At 46.3% G+C, this 24,249-nt stretch carries 18 protein-coding genes and 1 tRNA gene; 9 read left to right on the forward strand and 10 right to left on the reverse strand.

What is annotated here, in order from left to right; genetic code table 11:
• Positions 1-25: 25 nt before the first annotated feature.
• Positions 26-2,329: a penicillin-binding protein 1C gene (gene pbpC / locus J0L70_RS21970; RefSeq protein ID WP_287455862.1), complete on the reverse strand. Its 2,304-nt coding sequence runs from the start codon at positions 2,327-2,329 to the stop codon at positions 26-28.
• A gap of 453 nt (positions 2,330-2,782) precedes the next feature.
• Between pbpC and J0L70_RS21975 the strand changes: the two genes are divergently transcribed.
• Complete coding sequence (locus J0L70_RS21975; protein WP_287455863.1) at positions 2,783-3,904, forward strand: site-2 protease family protein; 1,122 nt, start codon at positions 2,783-2,785, stop codon at positions 3,902-3,904.
• Positions 3,905-4,343: 439 nt separating this feature from the next.
• Here J0L70_RS21975 and pdxH read toward each other — a convergent pair whose 3' ends face one another.
• Positions 4,344-4,985, reverse strand: a complete 642-nt coding sequence (gene pdxH, locus J0L70_RS21980) for a pyridoxamine 5'-phosphate oxidase (protein WP_190648130.1) — start codon at positions 4,983-4,985, stop codon at positions 4,344-4,346.
• Positions 4,986-5,091: 106 nt separating this feature from the next.
• On the opposite strand from pdxH, the gene J0L70_RS21985 reads away from it, so the two are divergent.
• On the forward strand, positions 5,092-6,138 hold the full coding sequence (locus J0L70_RS21985) for a glucokinase (RefSeq protein ID WP_287455864.1): 1,047 nt from the start codon (positions 5,092-5,094) through the stop codon (positions 6,136-6,138).
• Here J0L70_RS21985 and J0L70_RS21990 read toward each other — a convergent pair.
• Genes J0L70_RS21990 through J0L70_RS22010 form a run of 5 tightly spaced genes read right to left on the reverse strand, consistent with a single transcriptional unit; the run spans position 6,133 to position 10,928 of the window.
• Positions 6,133-6,558: a C6orf136 family protein gene (locus J0L70_RS21990; protein WP_287455865.1), complete on the reverse strand. Its 426-nt coding sequence runs from the start codon at positions 6,556-6,558 to the stop codon at positions 6,133-6,135. The genes J0L70_RS21985 and J0L70_RS21990 overlap by 6 nt on opposite strands.
• Complete coding sequence (locus J0L70_RS21995; RefSeq protein ID WP_287455866.1) at positions 6,551-7,447, reverse strand: MBL fold metallo-hydrolase; 897 nt, start codon at positions 7,445-7,447, stop codon at positions 6,551-6,553. The genes J0L70_RS21990 and J0L70_RS21995 overlap by 8 nt, the downstream gene beginning before the upstream one ends.
• 40 nt (positions 7,448-7,487) lie before the next feature.
• A complete protein-coding gene (locus tag J0L70_RS22000; RefSeq protein WP_287455867.1) occupies positions 7,488-8,444 on the reverse strand; it encodes a methyltransferase domain-containing protein in 957 nt (318 codons plus the stop codon).
• Between the two features lie 48 nt (positions 8,445-8,492).
• Positions 8,493-9,863 carry a serine hydrolase gene (locus J0L70_RS22005; RefSeq protein ID WP_287455868.1) on the reverse strand — a complete coding sequence of 457 codons (1,371 nt, stop codon included), beginning with the start codon at positions 9,861-9,863 and terminating at the stop codon, positions 8,493-8,495.
• Positions 9,864-9,884: 21 nt separating this feature from the next.
• Positions 9,885-10,928 (reverse strand): D-alanine--D-alanine ligase family protein, encoded by a 1,044-nt coding sequence (locus J0L70_RS22010; RefSeq protein WP_287455869.1) that lies wholly within the window; start codon positions 10,926-10,928, stop codon positions 9,885-9,887.
• Between the two features lie 216 nt (positions 10,929-11,144).
• Here J0L70_RS22010 and J0L70_RS22015 point away from each other — a divergent pair, with 216 nt between their 5' ends.
• Complete coding sequence (locus J0L70_RS22015; protein ID WP_287455870.1) at positions 11,145-11,792, forward strand: hypothetical protein; 648 nt, start codon at positions 11,145-11,147, stop codon at positions 11,790-11,792.
• Between the two features lie 560 nt (positions 11,793-12,352).
• On the opposite strand, the gene blaOXA is transcribed toward J0L70_RS22015, so the two are convergent.
• Positions 12,353-13,222, reverse strand: coding sequence for a class D beta-lactamase (gene blaOXA, locus J0L70_RS22020; protein ID WP_287455871.1), 870 nt, complete (start codon positions 13,220-13,222; stop codon positions 12,353-12,355).
• Positions 13,223-13,940: 718 nt separating this feature from the next.
• A tRNA-Leu gene (locus J0L70_RS22025) sits at positions 13,941-14,023 on the reverse strand.
• A gap of 178 nt (positions 14,024-14,201) precedes the next feature.
• Between J0L70_RS22025 and ndhL the strand changes: the two genes are divergently transcribed.
• From ndhL to J0L70_RS22055, 6 genes are all read left to right on the forward strand, one after another.
• On the forward strand, positions 14,202-14,414 hold the full coding sequence (gene ndhL, locus J0L70_RS22030; protein WP_017289246.1) for an NAD(P)H-quinone oxidoreductase subunit L: 213 nt from the start codon (positions 14,202-14,204) through the stop codon (positions 14,412-14,414).
• A gap of 1 nt (position 14,415) precedes the next feature.
• On the forward strand, positions 14,416-14,718 hold the full coding sequence (locus J0L70_RS22035; protein ID WP_017289247.1) for a DUF3007 family protein: 303 nt from the start codon (positions 14,416-14,418) through the stop codon (positions 14,716-14,718).
• A gap of 56 nt (positions 14,719-14,774) precedes the next feature.
• Positions 14,775-15,575, forward strand: coding sequence for a tryptophan synthase subunit alpha (gene trpA, locus J0L70_RS22040; protein WP_190648142.1), 801 nt, complete (start codon positions 14,775-14,777; stop codon positions 15,573-15,575).
• A 397-nt stretch (positions 15,576-15,972) separates the two neighbouring features.
• On the forward strand, positions 15,973-18,171 hold the full coding sequence (locus J0L70_RS22045; protein ID WP_287455872.1) for an SLBB domain-containing protein: 2,199 nt from the start codon (positions 15,973-15,975) through the stop codon (positions 18,169-18,171).
• A gap of 77 nt (positions 18,172-18,248) precedes the next feature.
• Positions 18,249-20,396, forward strand: coding sequence for a GumC family protein (locus J0L70_RS22050; RefSeq protein WP_268182029.1), 2,148 nt, complete (start codon positions 18,249-18,251; stop codon positions 20,394-20,396).
• 199 nt (positions 20,397-20,595) lie between these two features.
• On the forward strand, positions 20,596-22,074 hold the full coding sequence (locus J0L70_RS22055) for an alpha-amylase (protein WP_287455873.1): 1,479 nt from the start codon (positions 20,596-20,598) through the stop codon (positions 22,072-22,074).
• Between the two features lie 213 nt (positions 22,075-22,287).
• Here the strand turns inward: J0L70_RS22055 and J0L70_RS22060 are convergent, their stop codons facing one another.
• Positions 22,288-24,141, reverse strand: a complete 1,854-nt coding sequence (locus tag J0L70_RS22060) for an iron uptake porin (RefSeq protein WP_017289253.1) — start codon at positions 24,139-24,141, stop codon at positions 22,288-22,290.
• Between the last annotated feature and the right edge of the window lie 108 nt (positions 24,142-24,249).

Here is a 24,249-nt window from a genome sequence, read left to right on the forward strand (position 1 = left end):
TTGCTGAAATTCCTATAATTCTTAACTAACGGCTCGCTTCAGTGAGGGAAAATCCCCGACGAGTCGATGGTTTCTCTGCCACTCCCACTTGAAAGCGAACTTGATCTGTTGAGGCTCCACTCCGAGCTTGCAATGTCCAATCGCCCGATCGTAGATTCCAAAAGAACGTATTAGAGGTTTGAGTAGCAATCTTCTCGCCATTGAGCCACCACTCTACAGGCTGTTTGGGTACTTCAGCGAGTCTAAACTGCAAGTTCTGACCTGATCCCCTCTCAGGCGCGACTAGAAAATAATCGCCATTGCGCGGAGAAATGATTCTTAACGTGCCAGGAGACAGTATCGGTTCTTGTTGCATCGCGAGCCATTCATTGTATTCTGCTGGCAAATTCAGGCGATACTGCTGTTGATCGTTTGAAATGGCTTGATAAAACGTATCTGGATGTTGTTGATACGCTGTGAGATCTTCAGGATAGAAATACTCCTGCACGATCGTGGGACAAACAGCCGTCGGGCGCAATCCTGACAATGCACAGATCGGACGTTGCACCAGATCCTTGGGCAATGGCAAAGCAGCAGGTTCTCGATGTTCATGGAGATGGAGCATAATGCGGCTCCAAAGTGGTGCAGCACCTGTGACACCCGAAACTTGGCGCATCGGTTCACCATTGAAATTACCAACCCAGGTTGCAACCGTATAGTCTGTTGTAAACCCAACCGTCCATGTATCTCGAAAGTCCGATGAAGTTCCCGTTTTCACGGCTGCCGGAAACGGCAAACTCAGCACCGAATCGACACCAAAGGATCTGGCGCGCGCATATCGATCGCTCAACATATTCGTAATCAGTGACCAAGTTGATGTCGAGTAAGCACTATAGGACTGGGGATGAAGCATGGTTGATTGTCCCTGCCTTGCCATCAATAAATACGCCTGTGCCAATTCCCAAAGGCTAACTTCACCGCTTCCCAAAGTCAGTCCCAAGCCATAATAGTCAGGTGATTGATTCAGATGAGCAAAACCCAATTGATGCAATCGATCGAGAAATATCGCGACTCCCACTTTTTCTAACACTCGCACCGCTGGCACATTTAAGGAGTTTGCTAAAGCAATGCGCACACGAACTGGGCCTTGAAACGTTTCACTGTAGTCAGTTGGACTATAGAGCTTTGCTCCTGGAATAGCATAATGCGTCGGCACATCTGCTAGCACTGTATTCGGTTGAATGATTCGTTTTTCTAATGCTAGTTGATAGAGAAAGGGTTTGAGCGTTGAACCGGGTTGACGTAGCGCTTGTACGCCATCATTTTGTCCCATTTGCGAGGCAGCAAAATAATCGATCGAACCAACATACGCCAAAACATTTCCGGTTCGATTGTCAAGAACGATCGCTGCCGCTTGATGAACATTATTTCTTGCTAGAGTCTCAATGACTTGTCGAGCTTGTGCCTCTACAAATTGCTGAAGAGGTAAATCAAGCGTTGTCCGAATTTGAGCGGGATGGTTTTTGGGCAATTGATTGGCACTCCAAAATAGAAAATGGGGTGCAGCGAGAATGCCTTGCTGCCGAGGTTGTAGCTTTACTGCTTCAGCAAAGATGCGATCGCGCTGACTTTGAGTAATGTAACCATCCTGCACCATCCGATCCAACACATACTGCTGTCGTTTCTTCAAATGCTCCCAATGCTCATAGGGATTGAGATCATTCGGATCATTCGGTAAGGCTGCTAGTAAACTCGCCTGAGCTAAATTCAAATCTCGTGCTGGAATACCGAAATAAACTCTTGCTGCGGCTTCTACCCCATAAATATTGCCACCCATCGGTAGACGATTGAGATATGCCTGAAGGATTTCATCTTTACTCATTCCGGCAAATAACCGCCAGGACAGCCAAATCTCCTGAATCTTTCCCCAAGCTGTACGCGGGCTTGGTTCCAGCATTCGTGCAAGCTGCATCGTAATTGTGGAAGCACCGCTAACAATCCGACGCGCTTGAATTGCTTCTGCGATCGCTCGAATCCCTGCTTTGAGATCCACTGCTCCATGATGATAAAATCCTTGATCTTCCGCCGCTAGAATAGCTTGAACCAAATTCGGTGAAACTGCATTGAGTGAAACAACCGCAGTATGGTCTTGATCGCGAGTGAGCAAAGTCCCTAACGGCAAACCATTGCGGTCTTGGAATTCGATGGCTTGATCGGTTTGGGCAATGTCAGAAGCTCGAATCGGCGCGAGATAGGGGAGCGATCGTAGAAGAATGCCACTGAGGATCAAAACGATGACGATCGTAAAGTAGGAGCGACGTTTAGTAGAGAAAAATCGGCGGTTCCTCATGAGATGTAGAAGACTCCCAGCCCTTAAATTGCTATTAAATGAGATGGAACCAGCAACGTCAAGGACAAGTTATCTATCGTTGCATCGATCGTATAACTACACCAAGCAACGGGAAGAACTTGAAAATTTCCGGCAGAGACGCGACAGAGAAAGTTCTGAGAGAGCATCGCGGACGACACAAGCATATGGGTATTAAGGTGCTGCTGCGGATTCCGAAATATGCTTACTGAAGTTGCATATGCCTTTATGACCTTAAGTTTCCTTCAGAAGATTTCTGCGTGCAAACTTCCAGAGTTCGATCCATGTCTCTTCATATCGCTGTGGTGTAAACGAACCCGAAGAAGACGGTAATTACGGCAATGGAAAAATTAAAAAGCGTTTTACACTTCGTTACATTAGAGAAGACAGAACCCAGGGCGATCAAAATCGTCTGCTACATCGGAGGTACCCGATATGAATAACATTCGTGTCGGCAGTTTGTTTGGAATTCCTTTCTATGTCAACCCATCCTGGTTTTTAGTGTTGGGCTTAGTCACTTTTAGCTATGGCTCAGGACTGGCAGCCCAATTTCCCAATTTGCCTTCTGGGCTGTCTTGGGGATTAGGATTGCTCACAGCACTGCTATTGTTTGGCTCTGTGCTGGCTCATGAACTCGGGCACAGCTTTGTGGCGCTGAAGCAGGGTGTGGGTGTCAAATCGATCACGTTGTTTCTATTCGGGGGATTAGCGAGCTTAGACAAAGAGTCGCAAACTCCCGCTGAAGCATTTCAAGTTGCGATCGCAGGGCCTTTAGTCAGTTTGCTCCTTGCTGGTTTAGCAACCCTTTTGGGAGTTGGTACCGGCATCTCTGGGGCACCCGCCGCAATCCTGAGCGTATTGGTCTCGGTGAACTTAGCATTAGCGCTCTTTAATCTCATTCCAGGTTTACCGCTCGATGGCGGCAACATTTTGAAAGCCTTAGTCTGGAAAGTGACGGGTAACCCTTACAAGGGGATGAAGGTTGCGGGTCGGGTCGGTCAATTGATCGGTTGGTTAGCGATCGCATCGGGACTGCTACCCTTGGTTGTATTTGGCGGTGGGCTGAACTTCTGGAATATCTTGATTGGTTGGTTCTTGCTTCAGAATGCCAGCCAAGCTGCTCAGTATGGCGTGGTGTTGGATCGCTTAGCAGGGCTGACAGCATCCGATGCCGTCAGCACAAATAGCCCGGTTGTTGCTGCTTCGTCAACGTTGCGAGAGTTTGCCGATCAGCGGATTCTGGATCAGCGAGTGTGGCAGAAGTTTTTAGTCACAAACGCAGAGGGTCAACTGCTGGGTACGCTTTCCATCGAGGATTTGAAAGCGATTCCGAGTGATCTGTGGTCTGAAACTTTGGTTCAAACCCTCGTAAAACCGCTTGACCCATCTCTCATGGTACAGAGCGATCGTCCCTTGTCAGAAGTGGCAACCTTGTTGGAAGAACGCAAGTTGACTGCACTTTCCGTTGTTCAAGAAAACAATATCTTAGTGGGCTTGCTCGAAAAAACTGCCATTGTGAATCTGCTTCAGAATCGAGCCTATGCTGCTCCGGCATAGACTCAGATTGAAACATACAGCAGGCATTGCTGAATGAGAAGATGAATCAGACTGGAATGCCTCAAGTTCATCGTCACGCAAAAGGTTACACTCCATTGATAGCAGAAGCCGATGCAACGTATTGGAAACGCTGAATCCTTTTGCTCAGAACGCTTTAGAGGATGTTTTAAAAGTATAGAAAGTTTCTTCGCTCTCGTTGCTATCCCGCCCGTGATTGAAAATCCGGGCTAACAGAAGCAAGTCCACTCAAGGGACTAAAAGACTTTCAGCATCAAGTTTCCAGTCCTTTTCAAAGGACTTCGTACCGTTAGCCCCGACTTCCAGTCGAGGGGCGGGTGAGTGCCAGAAACGATACTTTTCAAACATCCTCTTAGAACGATAGAGAGACTTGCGATCGTGGCTCTTAATTTTAGCGTTGAGCCACGATCGCATTCTTGTATTAAGGAGACATCCGTTCGATCGTCCAATGATCTCCTTGACGACGGTAGAGTAAGCGATCGTGCAATCGACTTGGTCTGCCTTGCCAAAATTCAATCTCGCGTGGAATCACTCGAAATCCTCCCCAATGCGGCGGACGCGGTACTTCCTGGCTCTCATATTCCACTTTCAACGCCGCTAATTTCTGCTCCAAAACATCCCGATTCGGGATAATTTCGCTCTGCTCCGATGCCCAAGCTCCCAAGCGACTGTTGTGCGGACGACTGAAAAAATAACCATCCGATTCTTCAGCAGACACTTTTTCAACGCTGCCGACAATTCGCACTTGGCGTTCTAGCTCTGTCCACAAAAACACCAAAGCTGCTTGAGGATTCGCTTCTAACTCTTTTCCTTTATTGCTGTTGTAGTTCGTGAAAAAAGTAAAACCTCGATCATCAACGGCTTTCAACAACACAATCCGAGCCGCAGGAATGCCATCTTTGCTGGCGGTTGCCAAAGTCATTGCATTCGGTTCTGGCAACTCTGCCTTCACCGCTTGATCAAACCAGTGTTGAAATTGTTGAAAAGGATTCGGATCAACATCCGTTTCGTTTAACGTTTCTTTGGTGTAATCCTTTCTGAGATCCGCAATCGAAGACATCATCGTTTATTTTTTATGCGCCATTTTCTATTCTATTCGCCTGGGAGATCACAAAAAGCGATCGATCTGGCATAACTTAAAAAGGTTGCGATCGGAGAGTAATGTAAAAATGGCGCTGTTATTAGCTGGCGATATTGGTGGAACGAAAACAATTTTGCGACTGGTGGAAGCTCAATCAGATCAAACGGAAACCGCAAAAAATAGCTTGTTTGAGCAACGCTATGTCAGTCGTGACTTTCCTGATCTCGTGCCGATGGTGGAAAAATTCTTGCAAGAAGCACAGCAGTCAACCGGACAATCATTTGCGCCAGAAAAGGCTTGTTTTGGAATTGCTGGTCCAGTTGTGAACAATACCAGCAAAGTCACGAATGTTGGCTGGATGTTAGAAGGCGATCGCTTATCTGAACAACTCTCGATTCCGAAAGTTTCCCTGATTAATGACTTTGCCGCGATCGGTTATGGGATTCTCGCCTTAGAGCCGACAGATCTGCATGTCTTACAACAAGGTCAGCCGAAGGAAAACGCTCCGATTGCTGTGATTGGGGCAGGAACGGGCTTAGGGCAGGGCTATTTAGTGCATGATGGCACGGCTTATCAAGTGTTTGAATCTGAAGGTGGACATGCCGATTTTGCGCCTCGGACGGAATTAGAATTTCAGATGTCGCGCTACTTACTGGATAAGTTAAATATTGAACGCATCTCGGTCGAGCGCATTGTTTCAGGACAAGGCATTATTGCCATTTATCAATTTTTGCGCGATCGCGATTTTGCTAAAGAATCTCCAGAGATTGCAGAGATTATGCATACTTGGAATTCGGAAATTGGACGAGAAAAAACCGTTGATCCGGCTGCTGCCATTTCTCAAGCCGCATTAGAACAGCGCGATCATCTGTCTGAAAAAACCATGCAAATGTTCATTGATGCCTATGGTGCAGAGGCAGGCAACCAAGCTTTGAAATTGCTTCCTTATGGTGGCTTATACATTGCAGGTGGAATTGCTGCGAAAGTGTTGCCCTTGATGGAAGAAGGAAGCTTTGTGCGATCGTTCCAACTGAAAGGAAGAATGCGATCGCTGATGGAACAAGTTCCCATTCAAATCGTGCTCAATCCACAGGTCGGCTTGATTGGAGCCGCCCTGTGTGCGTCAAGGTTATGATTCACCTCGCTGAAAAAACTGTTTGAGAATTTCACCTGGAGGGCGATCCCAAGTATCTAAATGATTGTTGATCAGCCCTTCAGAATTCACACTGTAAGTTGATGTGCCATTAAAGAACAATCGCGCTTTCCAGGGAACTCTCAAAGTTCCTCGAACTGTCCATTCTGCTAGAATCGTTGATTCATCTTTTGGATAAACCTTGTGTAGATCGAAGAAGAGTTCTGTAAAAAATAGCTTTCCGTGAAAGCGTAATGTCCAGAAGATAATTCGGTAATTAAACTTCCATTTGAACGTATTGACGGGATCTTTGAAAAAGATATCGGAACTGTAAATGTCATAAGTAATATCTTTCTCAAACAAGGTGGGTAAGTCTTGTTTCAATGTCTGAATCATCTCGTCAATCCGCTCTTGTTCAATCATCCCAATCCCCTGTATCTTGATTTAATCCCATCCAATTCAAGCATGTTTGCATCGCTTGGCGCATGGTTTCTCGATCGGCGTGATAGCGTCTACCATGTCCCGGCAGTACCCATTCAAAGTCATACTCGCTGAGCTTTTGCATCGATCGCTTTAACTCATCCCAAGAGTACCAACAAACATCTCGAAAACCAACCAAATGATTGAGTTTTGCTGACCAAGCTAAATGATCGCCAGAGAACAAGAACTGATTCTTGTACAGCAAAACAGTATGTCCCTTAGTATGACCTGGAACGGGAATGATCAGCAGTTCAGAATCAAGCTGAAAGGGGTTTGTTCCAGTGAGTTGAATTTCTACACTTTCAGTACCGGGATTGATTTCATCACGGTGAAGAATGCGATCGCACTTGAAATGATCCCGAAACTTCTGATGATCCGCTACATCATCTCGATGCGTCAAATACAGATATTTCACTCCACCCATTGCTTCAATGCGCTTGACTAGCGGTGGCGAAAACCTTGGAGAATCAACTAAAACATTCCCTTCAGGACGCTGAATCAAATAGCTAGCAGCCCCGAAAGAATTCTCCGCATGATAGCCACAATGATAGACATTTTCAGCGACTAAAATTGGGAAGCTTTCTTGTGCAAATTTAATATCTGTCGGTTTCTCAACCGTTCCAATTGAACCTGTCGGACAAGCAAGTAAAGCTTGCATGGCATGGAGCCGTTCTGTTTCATTCAATGGTTGATGAAACACGATCGATTGACTGCCTTCACGCGAAAAAATCTCCGGTGACATCCAGCGACAAGTATCACAATCAATACACGAACTATCAACGTAAAAATCGCCTGCAGCGTTTTGCGATCGCCGATTTGTTAAATGAGCCATAGTTGACCCTTTCAAAGAGTATCTTCGATCATAGCGAATTCTATTTTCGGCTGCTGAGATAGAACGAGTATCCTAACTCTGGCAAATCTCCCAAGCCAATTGCATGAATCAACTCTAATCGGCTAAATCGACCAGTTTCGTAGCTCATCGGCATTGGAGAAACTGCTTTTTGCTCAATGACATGAAATCCTCGATCGCTTAATTTTTCAGCTAATTCACTCGGCGTATACTCAAACTTATGTTCTGGATGAATAAATCCTTGTCGAACTTGCAATACTGTTAGATAACGATTTGGAGTATCCAAACAAAAGTATCCGCCTGGTTTGAGGACTCGATACACTTCTTGAATCACCCGATCTGCTTCTGCTTGCGTAATATGCTCAATGCTCTGTCCCGACCACACTAAATCAAATGTTTGATCTGCAAACGTCGAAAGGTCGGTCATCGAGATGTAGTGATAGTCAATTTGAGTGCCTTGCTCGGTTGTATGTTGCTGAATCAGAGGTACGTCTGACTGAAAGAAACGTTGCTCGATCGGTAAATCAACAATATCAATTTGCTTGGGACAATGCGGATAGCCCATCGTCAGTAAGCTTCCCTGTGGCTCAAGACCTGCTCCTCCGAGATCTAGAATCCTCTCAGCCGCAGGAAGCGCAGTTTGAATCAGTGTGAGTCGGGCTTGATGATGGGCATAGTTCCCCTGAGTGTGAAAGAACTTCTGTTCCCAACTTGCAGGAATCATCAAAAAGGAAAATAGCAGACCTAAGCGCGATACTTTACCTTGATCGAGTTGTGATGTGTAGAAATCGATATCAGTTTGGCGATCGCGCTTTTTCAAAAAATACTGATAGAGATGCTTTACATAGGTGTGGTTGCTCTCATCTCGCTTTTTCAAAAGATGAACAACCCAAAATTGCAAAACTCGCCACAAATCTTGGGGGTAATAGCGCAAGTACCGAAGAACTTTGGAGAATTTGACTTGCATTTCACGATTCATAGCGAAGTTTTCCGGTGATTGACCTGCAATAATCTACCGCAATCCTTGTTAATTTAGTCTTTTCGCCGGAAGATTCTGCCCATTTTGGCGCAAAATCAGTTGATTCACACTGCCTTGTGGGTTGCGAACAAACGTAACTTGAACATCCAGTTCTGTAATGAAGAACTGCGTTTCTGTTTCTGCAAACAGTTCAACCTTGGGTTGCTTTGTTGCTTGTAGAAACAGGCGATTTTGCTCTTTCGTAATCGCAAGCACAAAATCCGGAGCCAATTGATAGCGACCCACATAAGCATCTAATAGTTTGGGATTAATTGCGATCGCTTTTCGTTGCTTTGGCGCTTCACGCTTTGCTAAAGGAATGCGCTCATCTAAAAGATGCAATCCAATGTCATTGATATCATTTTCAGAGTTCGAGAGGACGACTACACCGATTCCTTTGTTCTTCACAAAGCCAATAAAGCTGCGAAATCCACCTGTCCCCCCATCATGCATGATGATTTCTGTTCCTTTGTGGTTGAGAACATGCCACCCGATCGCGATTTGCATCTCTGGCGTTGGCGTCGAATGTTGAGGAACATGTGTTTTTTGCAGAGTGGCATTCAGCGCAGAGGGTTGTAATTGTAGGTTTACAGCTAAGAAATTTAAAAGATCATTCGTCGTCGATCGCAATCCTCCCGCTCCTGCTAAGGTTGGCAAATCCCAATAAGAAACAGGTTTACCAAAGGTATTATGTCCTTTCGTAAAACGAGCTTGCTGTTTTGGAGACAGTTGAATCGTCGTATCATTCATCTTCAAGGGATGAGTAATCCGAGTTTTGATCAGCGATTCATAGTTCACGCCTGCTTTCAAACTCAAAATATGACCCAGTAAACCTGCTCCTAGATTCGAGTACTCGTACTGTGTGCCGATATCTCGCGTGAGTTGATAGTTTCGGAGAAAAGTATAAAGTTGCTCGACAGTGTAATCTGCATAGGGATTGCTCTCATCTTTGGGAGCGAGATTATCCGGTAAGCGTGGTAAACCAGACGTATGCGTTGCTAGATTCAACAACGAAATTGTTTTACCGTTTCGAGTGGGCGTTTTGACTGGGAGAAACTTAGAAATCGGATCATCAAGTTTTAGCTCTCCCCGCTCTGCCATCTGTGTTAGCGCGATCGCTGTAAAGACCTTACTAATCGAACCAATCTCAAAGAGAGTATCGCCGTCTACTTTTGAATCGGCAAGGCTGTACTGAATCAGACGGCGACCTTTGCGATCGATGATTCCAACAACGATTCCAGGCATTTGTTTTTCCTGTTCAACTCGTTGTTTGAGAATGGCCAGAATTTGCTGATTTGAAGGTGTGGCTCCAGCGTGGGACATCGTTCCTCCAATGCAAGCGAAAAGGACAAGAATGACGACCAAAAATTTTCGTTTCACGGATTCACACCTCCAGCGTATTTATTGCTCCAATGCAAGCTGAATCAAGCGATCGACTAGCTCTGGATAAGGAATTCCCGATGCAGCCCACATCATCGGATACATACTGGTTGCAGTAAATCCAGGCAGAGTATTGATTTCATTAATCAAGACCTCTCCAGTCGATTCGACATAAAAGAAATCGACCCGGCTGAGTCCTGCACAATCGATCGCATGAAACGCCTGCAAAGCGCGTTCCTGGATCAAACTTACGACTTCATCGGGCAGATTCGCTGGAATTGTATGCGAAGATTTACCCGCTGTGTATTTTGTTTCGTAATCGTAAAAATCACTATCAAACGTAATCTCACCCACAACGGAAGCTTTGGCTTGATCATTGCCGAGCACTGCCACTTCCACTTCTCGCGCAACTACGCCTGCTTCGACGATGATTCGTCGATCATAACTCGCGGCACTATCCAAAGCCGCTTCCAATTCTGCCCGTGTGCGAACTTTCGAGATGCCCACCGACGATCCTAAATTCGCAGGTTTGACAAAACAGGGATAGCCCAGTTCCGATTCAATGCGATCGCACAATTTAGGAAAGACGCAAGGATTGGAATATACCTCTGCTCGACTCACTGCCAAATATCTCACCTGCGGCAGTCCCACCTCAGCGAACGCCATTTTCATAGCGATCTTATCCATGCCAACCGCAGATCCCATCACCCCTGATCCGACGAACGGCTTTTGCATCAATGTCAATAAGCCTTGAATCGTGCCATCTTCTCCATTCGGCCCGTGCAAAATCGGGAACCAAACATCGACCTGTTCTGCCTCAATAGGAAACTTCCAGAGATTCGTCGCCTGATCGTCACACTCCAGCGCCCCAGACTCCAGCACCGATCGCGCAATATCCGGAGATCGCCACTGCCCGTCCTTCTGAATGTAGAACGGCATCAAATCATATTTTTCTACATTGGCAGGGTCACTCAAGGCTTGGGCAATCGATCGAGCAGATGCGATCGACACTTCATGTTCTCCAGAACGCCCACCGAACAGCAATCCTACCTTGAGTTTTGTCATGATCTGAATTTCCAAATTTCTATGGACTTTAGATCATATAGGCAACTCCGTCTAGAGCCTCTGACAAAATCGATAGGTCTAATCGTTCTGTGCGTAAAGCCTGCGGCTTTCTATTCAGTTTCCAAAATTGAAGAATGGGGGCGAAGGGATTGAACCCTTCAAAAATGACGAAAAAATAGTACTTTCAGGCGATAGTCTTAAATTTATGTGATATTTATGCGAAGAGCACCTAGACCCAAACAAAACGGAGATTCTAACGCTATCATTCTTGACTGGAAAATCTCAGGCAGGCGTTACACGCTGTCTCCTCCTGGCAAATGGAACAATTCCGACGATGTGGATCGCGCCGCAAGATTAGGAGAGAGAATCTATGCAGATTACAAAACGGGCAACTTTGACGACACTCTGAAGAAATATCTAACCCCTGAACAAATTAAGAGCCAATGCACCCCAGATATTCGCTTCAAAAATGGTGTGTGGAGGGCCTATTTGACCTATGAAGGGCAAAAGCTCGATTGGGTTGCCACGTCAGAGCAAGCTAAAAAACTTGCGGCACAGATTGAACAAGACTGTGTAAATGGCTGTGTAGATTCAAGCGGTCGAAAGTATTTAGGGGATGAAGTTCGCGCTAGGGCTGAGGAAAGCGATCGTAAATGGCTAGAGAAACAATACGCAGAAGCCACACAATTCAGAGCGTCCTTAGAGCTTTATGAGGAATTTGTAAGCTTCAAAAATGACGAACTGCAATACTCATCATCAGGAAGTTATCGAACTCTCCTTAATCGCTTGAAGTCACTGCCAATGTGTGACACATCTAAGGCTTCCGATTTAGAGGAAATGCTTAAAACTAACTTTCCTTATTAATGCTGAACTTGCTAAGAAATATCTAAATGAAGCAAGAGATTTAAGAAGAGGAAAACCGCTAGAAGATAAAGCGAAAAAGAATCTCGCTACATGCTTTACTGCTTTTGGTAACTGGCTAGTAGAGAAAAAAGGATATCCCCAGAATCCCTATAGAGGCTTAGAAATCAAGGTTAATAAGAAGAGTCTGAAAAAGAAAACGTTTGATACTGAAGAAATTCAAAGGATTATTGCCTACTTCACGGAAAAAATTCCGTTCTATGCTAACTTTGTTGATTTCCGTGTTCGTGTAGGTATGCGATCAGGTGAATTAGCTGCACTTAAATGGGCAGATATTGACTGGAAAAATGCACAAATTCTAGTTCATGATTCATTGTCCCAGCACGCTAGTTGAATTCGCCAAATCCGGATGAAAGTGCAGGGTTACGCTTAAGTGATCAGGGGTTGTCTGTGCGTCTTCATGAACCGCTTGCTGCGGAGCCGCATGGCAGGTGGTGTGGGAAGGGAGAGTTAAATGCTCTCCTCGACCCAATTATGCAGCATTAAGCAATAGATATCCAAACTCATAGCACTGCAATATCTTTAAAGCAACGACGTGTTAACTCCACACGAAGGGGTGGATCTTTCTCGTTACGAATATCGATGTTGGTGGCAAAAAAATAAGTATTCTTTCCTCTCTCCAAATAACCGATATACCATCCAATATTTGGTGTCACTTTACTTCCAAAACCGTACCAGCCGGTCTTGCCTCTAATCGTGTAGTCTGGAGTTTTTTCATTAATCATAATGTCCTTAACGATAGAGAGTGTCCTCTCCGAAAATGGTAAATCGTTATTGTAGAGGCGGCGGAGAAATTGAATTTGCTGTTGGGGTGTGACTTTTAGTGATCCATTTAACCAAAATTTGTCAATATCTTCTTTTCCACCAATGTTTTGGTTGCCGTATTTTACCTGAGCTACCCATTGTTGCATTCGCTCATATCCTACTCGACGGGCTAGAACTTGGTAAAACCAGACCGCAGAAAGTTTGAATGCTTCTCTCATATTCAAGTCTCGATTCCATTCAGGAAGCTCTCTTTGAATTCCATCCCACGTAAAAACAGCAATTTCATCGGTAACGACCTTTGTTTCCAATGAAATTAGAGAGTTGAGAATTTTGAATGTTGATGCAGCGGGGAAAGCGGTTTCATTCCTTTTTGGATTGTGTTGAAAAACACGATTACTGCTCAAGTCATAAATCAGAATTGAACCCTCAACTCCCAAATCTCGAAAGTGGCGTGAAAAGTCAATATTTTGAGCAATGGTTAGAGGATCTGGAGGCTCAATAGCCATTGCTGGTATTGTTGCTTTAGATTGCGCTGTCTGAAATAGTCCGGAGGTGATGCAACCTAATGTAATGGAAACAATTATGGCAAAACGAAGGATTCGATTCATAAGCTTTCACAGGGCAGAGCGATGATGAGAAGATTAGAACGACGCGGATAGCCTCGCAGATTTCGGAACTGGAGATGCGTCAACGATCGAGCTATAGAACACAAACAAATTCTCAACTACTGCCTCACAGATATCTTTGCGGTATAACAATTATTTTATTTAGACTAAAAATTTCAGTCTAAGATTCCAACTTAAGGCACTTAGCCAGAATTTATCTGCCTGAGTTCGGATTGAGCTACCTAGCCCGACACGAACTCAGCATATTACCTATCGACAGGATAATTAGACTGAAAACTTCAGTATTTCTTCCAGAAGAGAACCTGTAATGGGTTGCCTAAGAGTCGGTTTAACTTTCCCAAGAGGTACAGGCTCAGCGTCCAATACTAAAACTCGCTCTGGTTAGTGACAGGGTTATGGCTGAGGGAGTATTGCCTTACTCTCTTAGCCTATTTCTGTTCAATGAGAGTTTATTAGGGAAGGATCAGACGTTCTAGGCAATAGGGTAATTATTCATATTCTCTAGAAATAGAAGGTTTGCCTTACTCATCTCTCAGCTCGCAGGATAGGACTAATTTCTAGTTATGTGATTCAAACTTGATTTTTTCTACCTCTCTGGCTATGTCAGTAACCATAGGGAAAATAGAAGAAACCCCTAAAAGCCTTTACGGGATAGAACTTTTAGGGGGTTTCACTATGTCTATTTGCAAGCATATACAAATGGGGGCGAAGGGACTTGAACCCTTACGACCTTGCGGTCAACGGATTTTAAGTCCGTAGCGTCTACCATTCCGCCACGCCCCCAAGATTTGCGTCCTGAATTTCAAACTCGAAATCGGAAGCTTTCCAAGGATATCACTAGAATCGCACAATTAGCATAGAAATTTGTAAAACGATCGCACTTTATATTTCACTATGGGGATCACGAAGCGCGATCGAAGAAAAGCGGTAGGATAGAAACGTTAGTATTCGGTTGAAATAGATGGACGTAGCACTTCTATACCTCGCTCTCGGTGGCGCTTATCTACTCGTTGTGCCCTTAGTGATCTTTTTCTACCTCAAATCGAGATGGTACGTTGCCAGTTCGATCGAGCGGGGCTTCATGTATTTCTTAGTCTTCTTTTTCTTCCCAGGAATGCTGGTTCTTGCTCCATTTTTGAATTTCAGACCGAAAGCGCGACAAATCGAGGCGTAGAATGCGGCGGATTGATGCGATCGGGATAACATTTGGCGTATTTCTTGCGGGCGGACTTGCGTACCTGATTTTTCAGGGCGTAGGTCTGGATCAATTTAGCGCCGGAATTTGGAGTCAGGTTTTACTCGTCGGCGGCTTAATCGGATGGCTGATCAGCTATCTCACCCGCGTCCTGTCGAAAAATATGACCTATAACCAGCAACTGCGCGACTATGAAGAAGCCGTCCTGCAAAAACGGCTCGAAGAATTAACGCCTGAAGAATTAGAAAAACTTCAAGCCGAAATCGAACAGGAAAAGTCTTGAAATTCCGACCCAGATTTGCAGTACGCTACTGAAGTTGTCAAATCTAGAGGGTTGAGATGTCTTCAGTGTCGGAATGCTTTGAGCGGCTTCGGAATCAAGCTCAGTGTGCGTTGATTCCCTTTTTAACTGCCGGAGATCCGGATTTAGAAACCACTGCCAAAGCGCTGGAAATTCTCGATCGCAGCGGAGCCGATTTAATTGAACTGGGCGTACCCTATTCCGATCCCTTGGCAGATGGGCCAGTGATTCAAGCTGCCGCAACGCGATCGCTTGCCCAAGGAACCCGTCTAGAAGATGTCCTACAACTGGTCAAACAATCGGCTCCGAACCTGCGTGCGCCGATTATTCTGTTTACGTATTACAACCCGATTCTGAACCGGGGAATTGAGAAATTTTTGAAAGATATTGCAGAAGTTGGAGCAAAAGGTCTAGTCGTACCCGATTTGCCCTTAGAAGAAGCTGAAACGCTCTTGAAACCTGCAAAAGAATATGGCATTGAATTGACATTGCTCGTTGCACCGACGAGTCCAAAAGAACGGATTATGGCGATCGCCGAGCAGTCTCAAGGATTCATTTATCTGGTGAGTACCACAGGTGTCACCGGAATGCGAACACAAATGGAATCGCGCGTCAAAGATCTGATCGCCGAAATGCGGCAAGTCACCGATAAACCGATCGGAGTCGGATTCGGAATTTCTCAGCCCGAACAAGCCAAACAGGTGATGAATTGGGGATCAGATGCTGCGATCGTCGGCAGTGCCTTTGTGAAAAGACTTTCGGAAGGAACGCCTGCAGAAGGATTGAAATCTATTGAGGAATTTTGTCGATCGCTACGGGCAGCAGTTACACCTGATTGAGCAACCCCAACCCCTGGCTTTGCTCACGCATTTCAAGTTCATCAATAAATAAAAACACGGAGGATTCTACGGAAATCTCCGTGTTTTTATTCACGGGCGGAACCTGCTGATTTGTCTTACCCTGATTGAAACTGAGTAATTTTGGCTCCCGAATCATCCAGGTTTTCCTGCTCTATTCCTCAAATTTACCGGGTATATACCCAAATCAATCTCGTACAGACACGGAGCATCAGGAAAACTATTTATGTGGTTTTTATAACAAGTAGAAATTTATCCTGATCTATCCGAAGAATCACTGTATCAGTAGTCGTGTGCATCTGTAGAGGTCGCGATCGTTTTGAAGGCTCCCTCTCAATTTCCTCAATGTTGGTGTAGCAAAGTTCAACCCCGTGAGCTTATGAAGTTGAAATTAACCCCTACTCGTATTTCGCTCCTTGCTTTAGGGGCTTTCGCAGCAGTCGTTGCCCAAGAACTGACGCGTTCTGATGCAAAAACACCGAGCGCTACTCCTAATAATGCCAAGTCAAAGCGCAATCCTACTGCTGTGCCTGCTTCACTACCCAGTAGCGCTATGGCACTTTCGCAACCAGAAAGTTTGTTTTCTGCTGAAACCCCGCCCCTCGTTCCGAATCCTGCCGCCTCGTCCTCACCCAAAAGCTCTCTGAAAGAGGCACCTCAACTGAACTTTGCTACTCCGACTCTGCGGCAACCCCCTCAAGTGAGTGTCACCCCGAATCGGCTGCGCGTTGTCGATGTTAATCAACTGCCGATCGATGCACTCGTCGATGCCACCTTAAATCTCGCGAACACAGCGCCTCCCCCACCGCCGCGAATCGCTGCGGCTTCCGGTGTAGACGAAGAACCTACTCCTCAGAAAGTTACAGCGGCAAACAATACTCAAAATACTCAAAATAATAAGGTTGCAAAAGACATTCAAGGACACCGTGCCCAAGCCCACATTACAGCCCTGATGCAGCAAGGAATCATGAAGGGATACAGTGATGGCACATTCCGTCCAAATGAGAAGATTACGGATGCGCAGTTTAGGGCAGTCGTCAATCAAGCCTCGAACCGATCCAAGTCTCTAGCGGCTCTGCGCCGCCCTCGCGATATTGTGAGCCGTGCTGATGCTGCAACTTATATCCATCGTCAGTTGCAGCGTACTAATCCTATCGGGTCAGAGGCTCTCATTGCCAAAACCGCGACTCCGCTGCCGAAACTTGCCAGTGCTGAGATCGCACCGATTGCTCAAAGCAGTCCCTTGCCTCCCGCACTTGCTCAAAGCAGCCCTCTACCTCCCACAACCTCTCCATCTTTCACATTTGAAACCGTTCAGAACACCGCATCAGCCGATGCCGCCGATGCCGATTCCTACACGTTGGGTGCAGGCGATCGAGTGCGCGTTGAAATCTTTAATGTCCCGGAGTACAGCAAAGAATATACGGTTCTCGTGAATGGAACACTCACGCTGCATCGCGCGGGCAGCCTTTCGGTCAGCGGCTTAACCCTGCGGCAAGCACAAAGCGCGATCGCGGCTCGATATGCGCGTTTGCTCAAAAGTCCGGTCGTCGATCTCAGCCTAATGGCATCGCGCCCATTAAATCTCGCGATCGCAGGTGAAGTCAGCAAACCTGGAACCTACTCTTTGACCGCCACCGACGGTAAGTTTCCCACGGTCACAAAATTGATTCGAGAAGCGGGTGGGATGAATCGATCTGCAAATGCCCGGCAGGTGATTGTGCGTCGTCCTCAGCGATCCGGTCCCGACCAGCAAATTCGCTTGGATATGTGGGAACTCTTCACCACAGGCAACATTCGTCAAGATCTCACCCTTCGAGACGGCGATTCAGTGTTTATTCCCGCCTCCAATACTGTGAATTTAGCAGAAGCAACTCAGATGGCAGATGCGAACTTTAGCGTCAGTTCGACTCAGCCTGTCAGTATTGCGATCGTAGGTGAAGTGTTGCGTCCGGGACCTTACACTCTAAAAGATAAAACTCCGACTCTCTCAGCCGCGATTCGAGAAGCGGGAGGCATCAAGCAGTTAGCCAACCTCAAAGAAGTCAAAGTCAGTCGGACTACGCGCACTGGCACCCCCCAGTCAATCAGTGTTGACCTGTGGCAATTGCTCAAGTCCGGCGATTTAAATCAAGATCTCGTTCTTCAGCAAGGCGATACCATCACCATTCCAACTGCACTCGCAATCAATCCTGAACAGGCAAGAGAACTCGGAGATGCGAGCTTTGCAGGCTTAGTCAAGGTTACGGTTGTCGGTGAAGTCACCCGACCCGGACAGATTGAAGTGCCCATGAATACTCCGCTCAACCAAGCTTTGCTGACCGCAGGTGGATTTACGCGTCAAGCGAATCGCCGTCGAGTTGAGTTAGTGCGCTTGAATGCGAATGGCAGCGTCACACGTCGTGACGTCTCGATCGATCTATCGCGCGGCATTGATGAGCAAGGCAATCCGCTGTTACAGAATGGCGATGTGCTCGTTGTCGATCGTAGTGGAGCAGCTAAAGCAGGAGATACGCTCGAAAACATTCTCAGACCCGTATTCCAAGTCTTACCTTTCCGCTTTCTGTTTGGATTGTAATTCCTCGCTCTCCTTTCACCTGTAGGCTCATTCATTTTGCATCGCTCTTCAACGTTCGATTTCTTTTAGGTGTCCCAATGGAAAACCAAACCAAGCTCTCCTCATTAGACATCTCCAAAAATGGTAAAGTACCTGCCCTGCCGGAGTATTTGCAGATCTCAGAACTTTCCCAACTTGAAGAGGAGTCAGGACAGCTTTTTGACACCCTACGGCGTAGAGTGCCGCTTATTGCTGGGATAGCAGCAGCGACCACTGCTGCGACTTGGGCAATTACTTGGAATCAACCTCCGGTCTATGAAGGTGGACTTCAACTCTTAATTGAACCTGTTAACTCACAGGCGCAGCAAGCTCGTGAACCCCTGAGCCAGAATTCACAAGGCTCTGACAAAGGCGAAGTTGACTATGCAACTCAAATCGAAGTGCTGAAGAGTCCAAAACTGATGCAACCGATTTTGGAGCAAGTTAGAACACGCTATCCGAATTTTTCTTATGCCGATCTCGCGCAATATCTCACAATCGCGAATCCTGACGGTACTAAGCTCATTCAAGTCACTTACACTAGCTCTGAGCCAGATCAAATTAAGTTTGTGCTGGATAAAGTTGCAGAAGCCTATCTGAGATACAGTCAGAAAGAGCGCGAAAGTAATCTCAGCTATGGGATTACTTTTGTCGATCGACAGATTGTCGATACGCGCAAACGGGTAGACAGTCTACAGCGACAGATGCAGGCATTTCGCCAACAGAACAATTTTGTCGCTCCAGAATCGCTCGCTGGACAAGTGACGGGTCAAATTCAAAGCCTGACGCAGCAACGTCTAAATTCAGATAAAGAGATTGCAGAGAAGCAGCGGAGATTTAACAGCCTAAACGAGCGTGATGGAGCACTGGCAGCACTAGCCGGTGATGCTTCTTATCAAAGCACTCTGAATAAGATCCGTGAATTGGAGAGTAAGCTAGCGGTTGAGGGGACTCGATTCCAAGCTGAGAATGATGAAATCCGCGTCCTCCGACAGCAGCGAGACAGTTTATTGCCCGTTCTACGCCAAGAAGCGCAGCGAGTTTTAGGGAATGAACTTGCAAAATTGGGAACAGAGTTGTCAGTGCTATCAACTCAGCAGCAGGTGCTGACTCAAGCAGAAGCCTACTGGAACAGGGAGGTTCAACGAGTCCCTGTTCTCTCACGCGTGTTTACGGATCTCGATCGAGAACGCACCGTTGCTACTGAGAGTTTAAATCGTCTGCTTGAAACTCGTGAAAAATTGCAGATTGAGGCAGCACAGAAAGAGATTCCCTGGCAATTAATTACACCCCCTGAACGTCCTGATTTGCCGAAGGAATCGAGGGAACGCAATTTGATCTTGGGCGCGATCGCAGGATTGCTGTTAGGGGTTGCGGCGGCTTTAATGTCGGAACGCTTTGACAAGCGGTTGCGGACAGTGACTGATGTGAAAAAGCTCTCGAAACTGCCAGTTTTGGGCGTGGTTCCGCACGAAACAAATCCTTTGGGACGGGGTGCGATGCCGCAGATTTTACAAACGATGCAGAGCGATCACCCCAGATACGATCTCAGTCAATATTCACAATTTACAGAATCGTTTCGATCTCTCTACACGAATCTTTGTTTGCTCAATACTGATCATCCTGTGCGATCGCTCGTGGTCAGTTCTCCAACTGCGGGAGATGGCAAGACTACCGTGGCACTTTATCTCGCTCAGGCGGCGGCGGCGATGGGTCAAAGAGTCTTGCTCGTGGACACGGATTTGCGGAGTCCTCAAATTGCAGATCGCTTAGAAGTTTCAAATGAGCAAGGGTTAACAGAACTGATTGCAAGAAATCTGAATCCTCAAGATGTCGTACAGCGGATCAATGCCTTGGCAACGGCAGGCAATGTCGATCGTGCAGCAGTAGAGCCAACGAATTTCTCGGTGCTTGTTGGTGGAAAAATACCACTTGATCCGACACGATTGCTGTCCTCTCAGAAAATGCAGCGCCTGAATGACTATTTCAAAGCGATGTATGATCTCGTGATTTTTGATGCTCCCCCATTGTTGAACTTTGCAGATAGTAGTCTGCTCGCAAATCACACTGATGGTATGTTAGTCGTGACCAGATTAGGAAAAACCGATCGTGAAGATCTGCGGCAGATGCTAGATACCTTGCAGACCGCTCGAATTTCAGTGTTAGGGATTGTCGCAAATCAAAGTAGTTCAGGTTCCGACGTTTAAGGTTCAAAGTTTAAGGTTCAAATTTAGGGAGAAAAGCGCGATCGCAGTAAGCGATCGCGCTTTTTTTGATTGAAAGATCTCACCCTAGGTAGAGTGCAACTCTACGAATTAACGAAATAAATTTCTCTTGGGATAGATAGCTTTCAGAAGAGTCGCAGCCTAGAATGCAGACATGATAAGCAATTCAACAAAAAAATCTATGTCTGAACCAAATGGCGTGATGATGCAATATTTCCATTGGTATAATTCACCGGATGGAAATTTCTGGAATGAATTGACCGAGAATGCTGAAGAACTAGCAAATGCTGGCATTACGTCGCTCTGGTTGCCTCCTGCTTACAAAGGGTTGGGTGGAGGATGCGAGGTTGGGTATGGCGTGTATGACCTCTATGATCTGGGTGAATTTGATCAAAAGGGCAGCGTTCGGACTAAGTATGGAACCAAAGATGAATACTTAAAAGCAATTAAAGCAGCTCATGATGCGGGATTGCAGGTCTATGCTGATGTGGTATTCAATCATCGTATGGGTGCAGATGCAGAAGAAGAAGTAGAAGCAACCCCGTTCAATCCAGACAATCGAGGAGAAGTGATTGGGGAGTATAAGCCAATTCGAGCTTGGACACATTTCACCTTTCCAGGACGTAATGGCAAGTACTCGGATATGGAATGGCATTGGTGGCACTTTGATGCGATCGATTACAATGCAGATGAAGCAGACCAAAATGCAATCTACCTGCTTAAAGGCAAGCAGTTTGATGCGAATGTTGACCTTGAGAAAGGTAGCTTCGACTATCTCATGGGTTGTGACCTGGATATGGACAATCCTGAGGTGCGCGAAGAACTCAAGCGTTGGGGAGAATGGTATATCGATACAACGGGTGTCGATGGGTTTCGCTTTGATGCAGTGAAGCATGTGAAAGCAGGGTTTTTCAAAGAATGGTTTGAGCATGTGCGGCATTATGCTCAAAGGGATTTATTCTCAGTTGGTGAGTACTGGTCTGCTGAAGTCGATGCGTTGCACTACTTCTTAGATGTCACGGATGGTCGAGTCGCACTGTTTGATGCGCCGTTGCACTATAACTTCCATGCAGCGAGCCAAGCAGGAGATAGTTATGATATGCGCCAAATTTTTGATAATACTTTGGTACAGCAGCAACCCGCACTTGCAGTAACGTTAGTTGATAACCATGATTCTCAGTCGTTACAGTCGCTGGAGTCTCCCGTCGAATCTTGGTTTAAGCCATTAGCATATGCGTTAATTTTACTCAGAGCACAGGGCTATCCTTGTATCTTTTATCCTGATTACTATGGAGCCTGTTACAAAGATAGAGGCAATGATGGGAATGAGTATGAGATTTGGATGGATAGCCATCGCTGGCTGATTGACAAGTTCTTAGTAGCGCGGCGAGAGTTTGCTTATGGCGACCAATATGATTACTTTGATCATCCGAATTTAGTCGGTTGGACACGCTTGGGTAATGAAGAGTATCCGGGTGGTGTGGCAGTTTTACTCAGCAATGGTGAAGGCGGAAGTAAGTATATGGAAGTGGGACAACCCAATCGCACTTACATTGATATTACTGAACATGTCGGTGAGCCTGTGACGACAAACGAGCATGGTTGGGGCGAATTCCGCTGTAATGGAGGTTCGGTTTCTGTTTGGGTTCCGCAAGACTAGGAGTTTATTTTGATCAGATGGGGAGATAGGGAGTGATCTGAGTCTGAGTTCTTCCCACTCATGCAGCGGACTACTCGTATGGGTCTGGCACGCGATCGACACTCTATCTGATAGCAATGAGAAATCATATTCTTAGCGCTATATTTTGAACCGCTTACGCTAAAAAAAGCCCCTCATTTATTGAGGGGCTTTTAGTCATTGCATTAGAGACTTCTAGAAGCTGAACTGGGTGCGAATATTACCGACAAACACGGTTGGGTTGCTTTCAAAGTTGTTGGGATTGAAAATCGCATAGAACGTCGGCACGATCGCGATTTTTTCCGAAAGTGGGTAGAAATATGAGGCTTCTAGCTCATACTGCGTTCCGCCGTCTCCACCCCCAGAAGCGAAGAATTGGCGACCTCTCGTAATGTCCATCGGCATCACAAATGCCACTGTTGCTTGCGCGCCTTTTTTACCCAAATCTGGGAAAGCTGCTCCAACTTGGAACGATTGTGTTCTCACTTTGGCATCGATCGGATTCAGGGTGAGATTCGCAAAGCTATAGCGTCCAAACAGCCCAATTCCAGGCGTAATCAACCAGTCAAAATTCACGCCGAACATACTGGCTGTAGCATAGCGTAGACCGCCTCCGATTCCACCTTCTGAGAAACCGGGACCTGCATCCAGATAGCCATAAGGGATTGGTTCACCGATCGCGCCTCCCACTTGTCCACCGTAGGCTTGAATTCGCGAATAGTTATATTGCAGGCTCAAGTTAATATTACTACTCGGAGAATAGGTGAGTTCCGCAGATGCAGTATTCGTGCCGCCAAAGAGTCCAAATCTGGGAGAGCTAGAGGTATTGAAGCCAAATTGGGAAGGAAGAAATTCAGTGTTCTCACCCAGATAGCCCACCGCAAGCTTGAGTTGCCTGTTCAGTTGCCATTCTACAACTGCACCGGAACCGCGATCGATTGTATTCGACTGAGTACTATTCGAGGTGTCAAAGCTTGCTCCAGAGCCAAAGATGGACAAGAAGCGGTTGCCATCAAAGTGGCGATACCAGTTGATGCGAGGGCCGACTGTCACTTTAATTGCATCATTGAGTGGGAAGCTATAGAACAAGTCCCGGATAATGATGTCGCTGACTCCATTGGTTGTCCCAGCCGTTTGATCGAAGAAAGGAACACCGCTGGCATTGTAAAAGCCTGCTGAAGCGTATTGGTTGTAGGGCGATCGACCGTTACCGGATGCTAGCTGAGTAACTAACTGATCTTTCCCGCTAAATGACGTGACTAACGTTAACCAAGCTAAGAAACTTGCTGTAATTTCTGGATCTTCAGCGACAACCCGAGTCGGCTGTCCATTCGTTCGCGTTGCAAAGAATCGTCCTTCTGTATTGTTTCCGCTACCTGCAGGACCTTCAAAGACGACATCGCGGTTTGCACCTGCACCTGTGATATTGAACCAGACGTTTCCGAACAGTTTTGTCGTAGTTGAGAATTGCTGTTTCTCAAGGGTAGTGGTGCGGGCTTCGAGAGAGTCCACGCGACCACGTAAGGTTGCAAGTTCGGCAGCAAATTGTTCTTGCAGCTTTTGTAGTGCGTCAAGGTCTTCTTTTTTAACCAGATCAGCAGTTGAAGCGGCGATCAGTTCGTTGACGCGATCGAGACAAGCATTTAGACCTGCTGCAAATTCATAGCGGGTTAGCGCGCGATTGCCACGATACGTTCGGTCAGGATAGCCTGCAATACAGCCGTAGCGCTCGACGAGAGACTGCAAGGCTTGGAATGCCCAGTCGGTCGGGCGAACATCGGTCAGTTGAGATACTGAGGTGACTTGAGCCATCTCAGCTGGAGTTTGAGTATCAGGCGCATTGAGTTCGGAAACGCTTAGAACACGCTCAAAACCCGGAGTTGCATCTTTTACATCGGATTTTGCTTTATCGACGATCGCGTGTAAATTCGCTGCCTCGATCGCTGAATTAGAAACTTGGACTTTTTCTGACGCTTGAGCAGATTGCATCCAACATAACGCGACTGGAGCTGCTAACCACAGCTTCCAGTGTCGAATAGAATTTGCCATTTTTCCTCACACCAAATGAAATTCACCAAGGATGTATGGTATCAAACATTCTTTCGCGGATATGTAACGTGGCGTACGGATATGGCATGGGGATGTCAGGCTTTGCAC

Origin of the sequence: Leptolyngbya sp. UWPOB_LEPTO1, from assembly GCF_017302695.1 — a bacterium.
Lineage (GTDB): Bacteria > Cyanobacteriota > Cyanobacteriia > Leptolyngbyales > Leptolyngbyaceae > Leptolyngbya > Leptolyngbya boryana.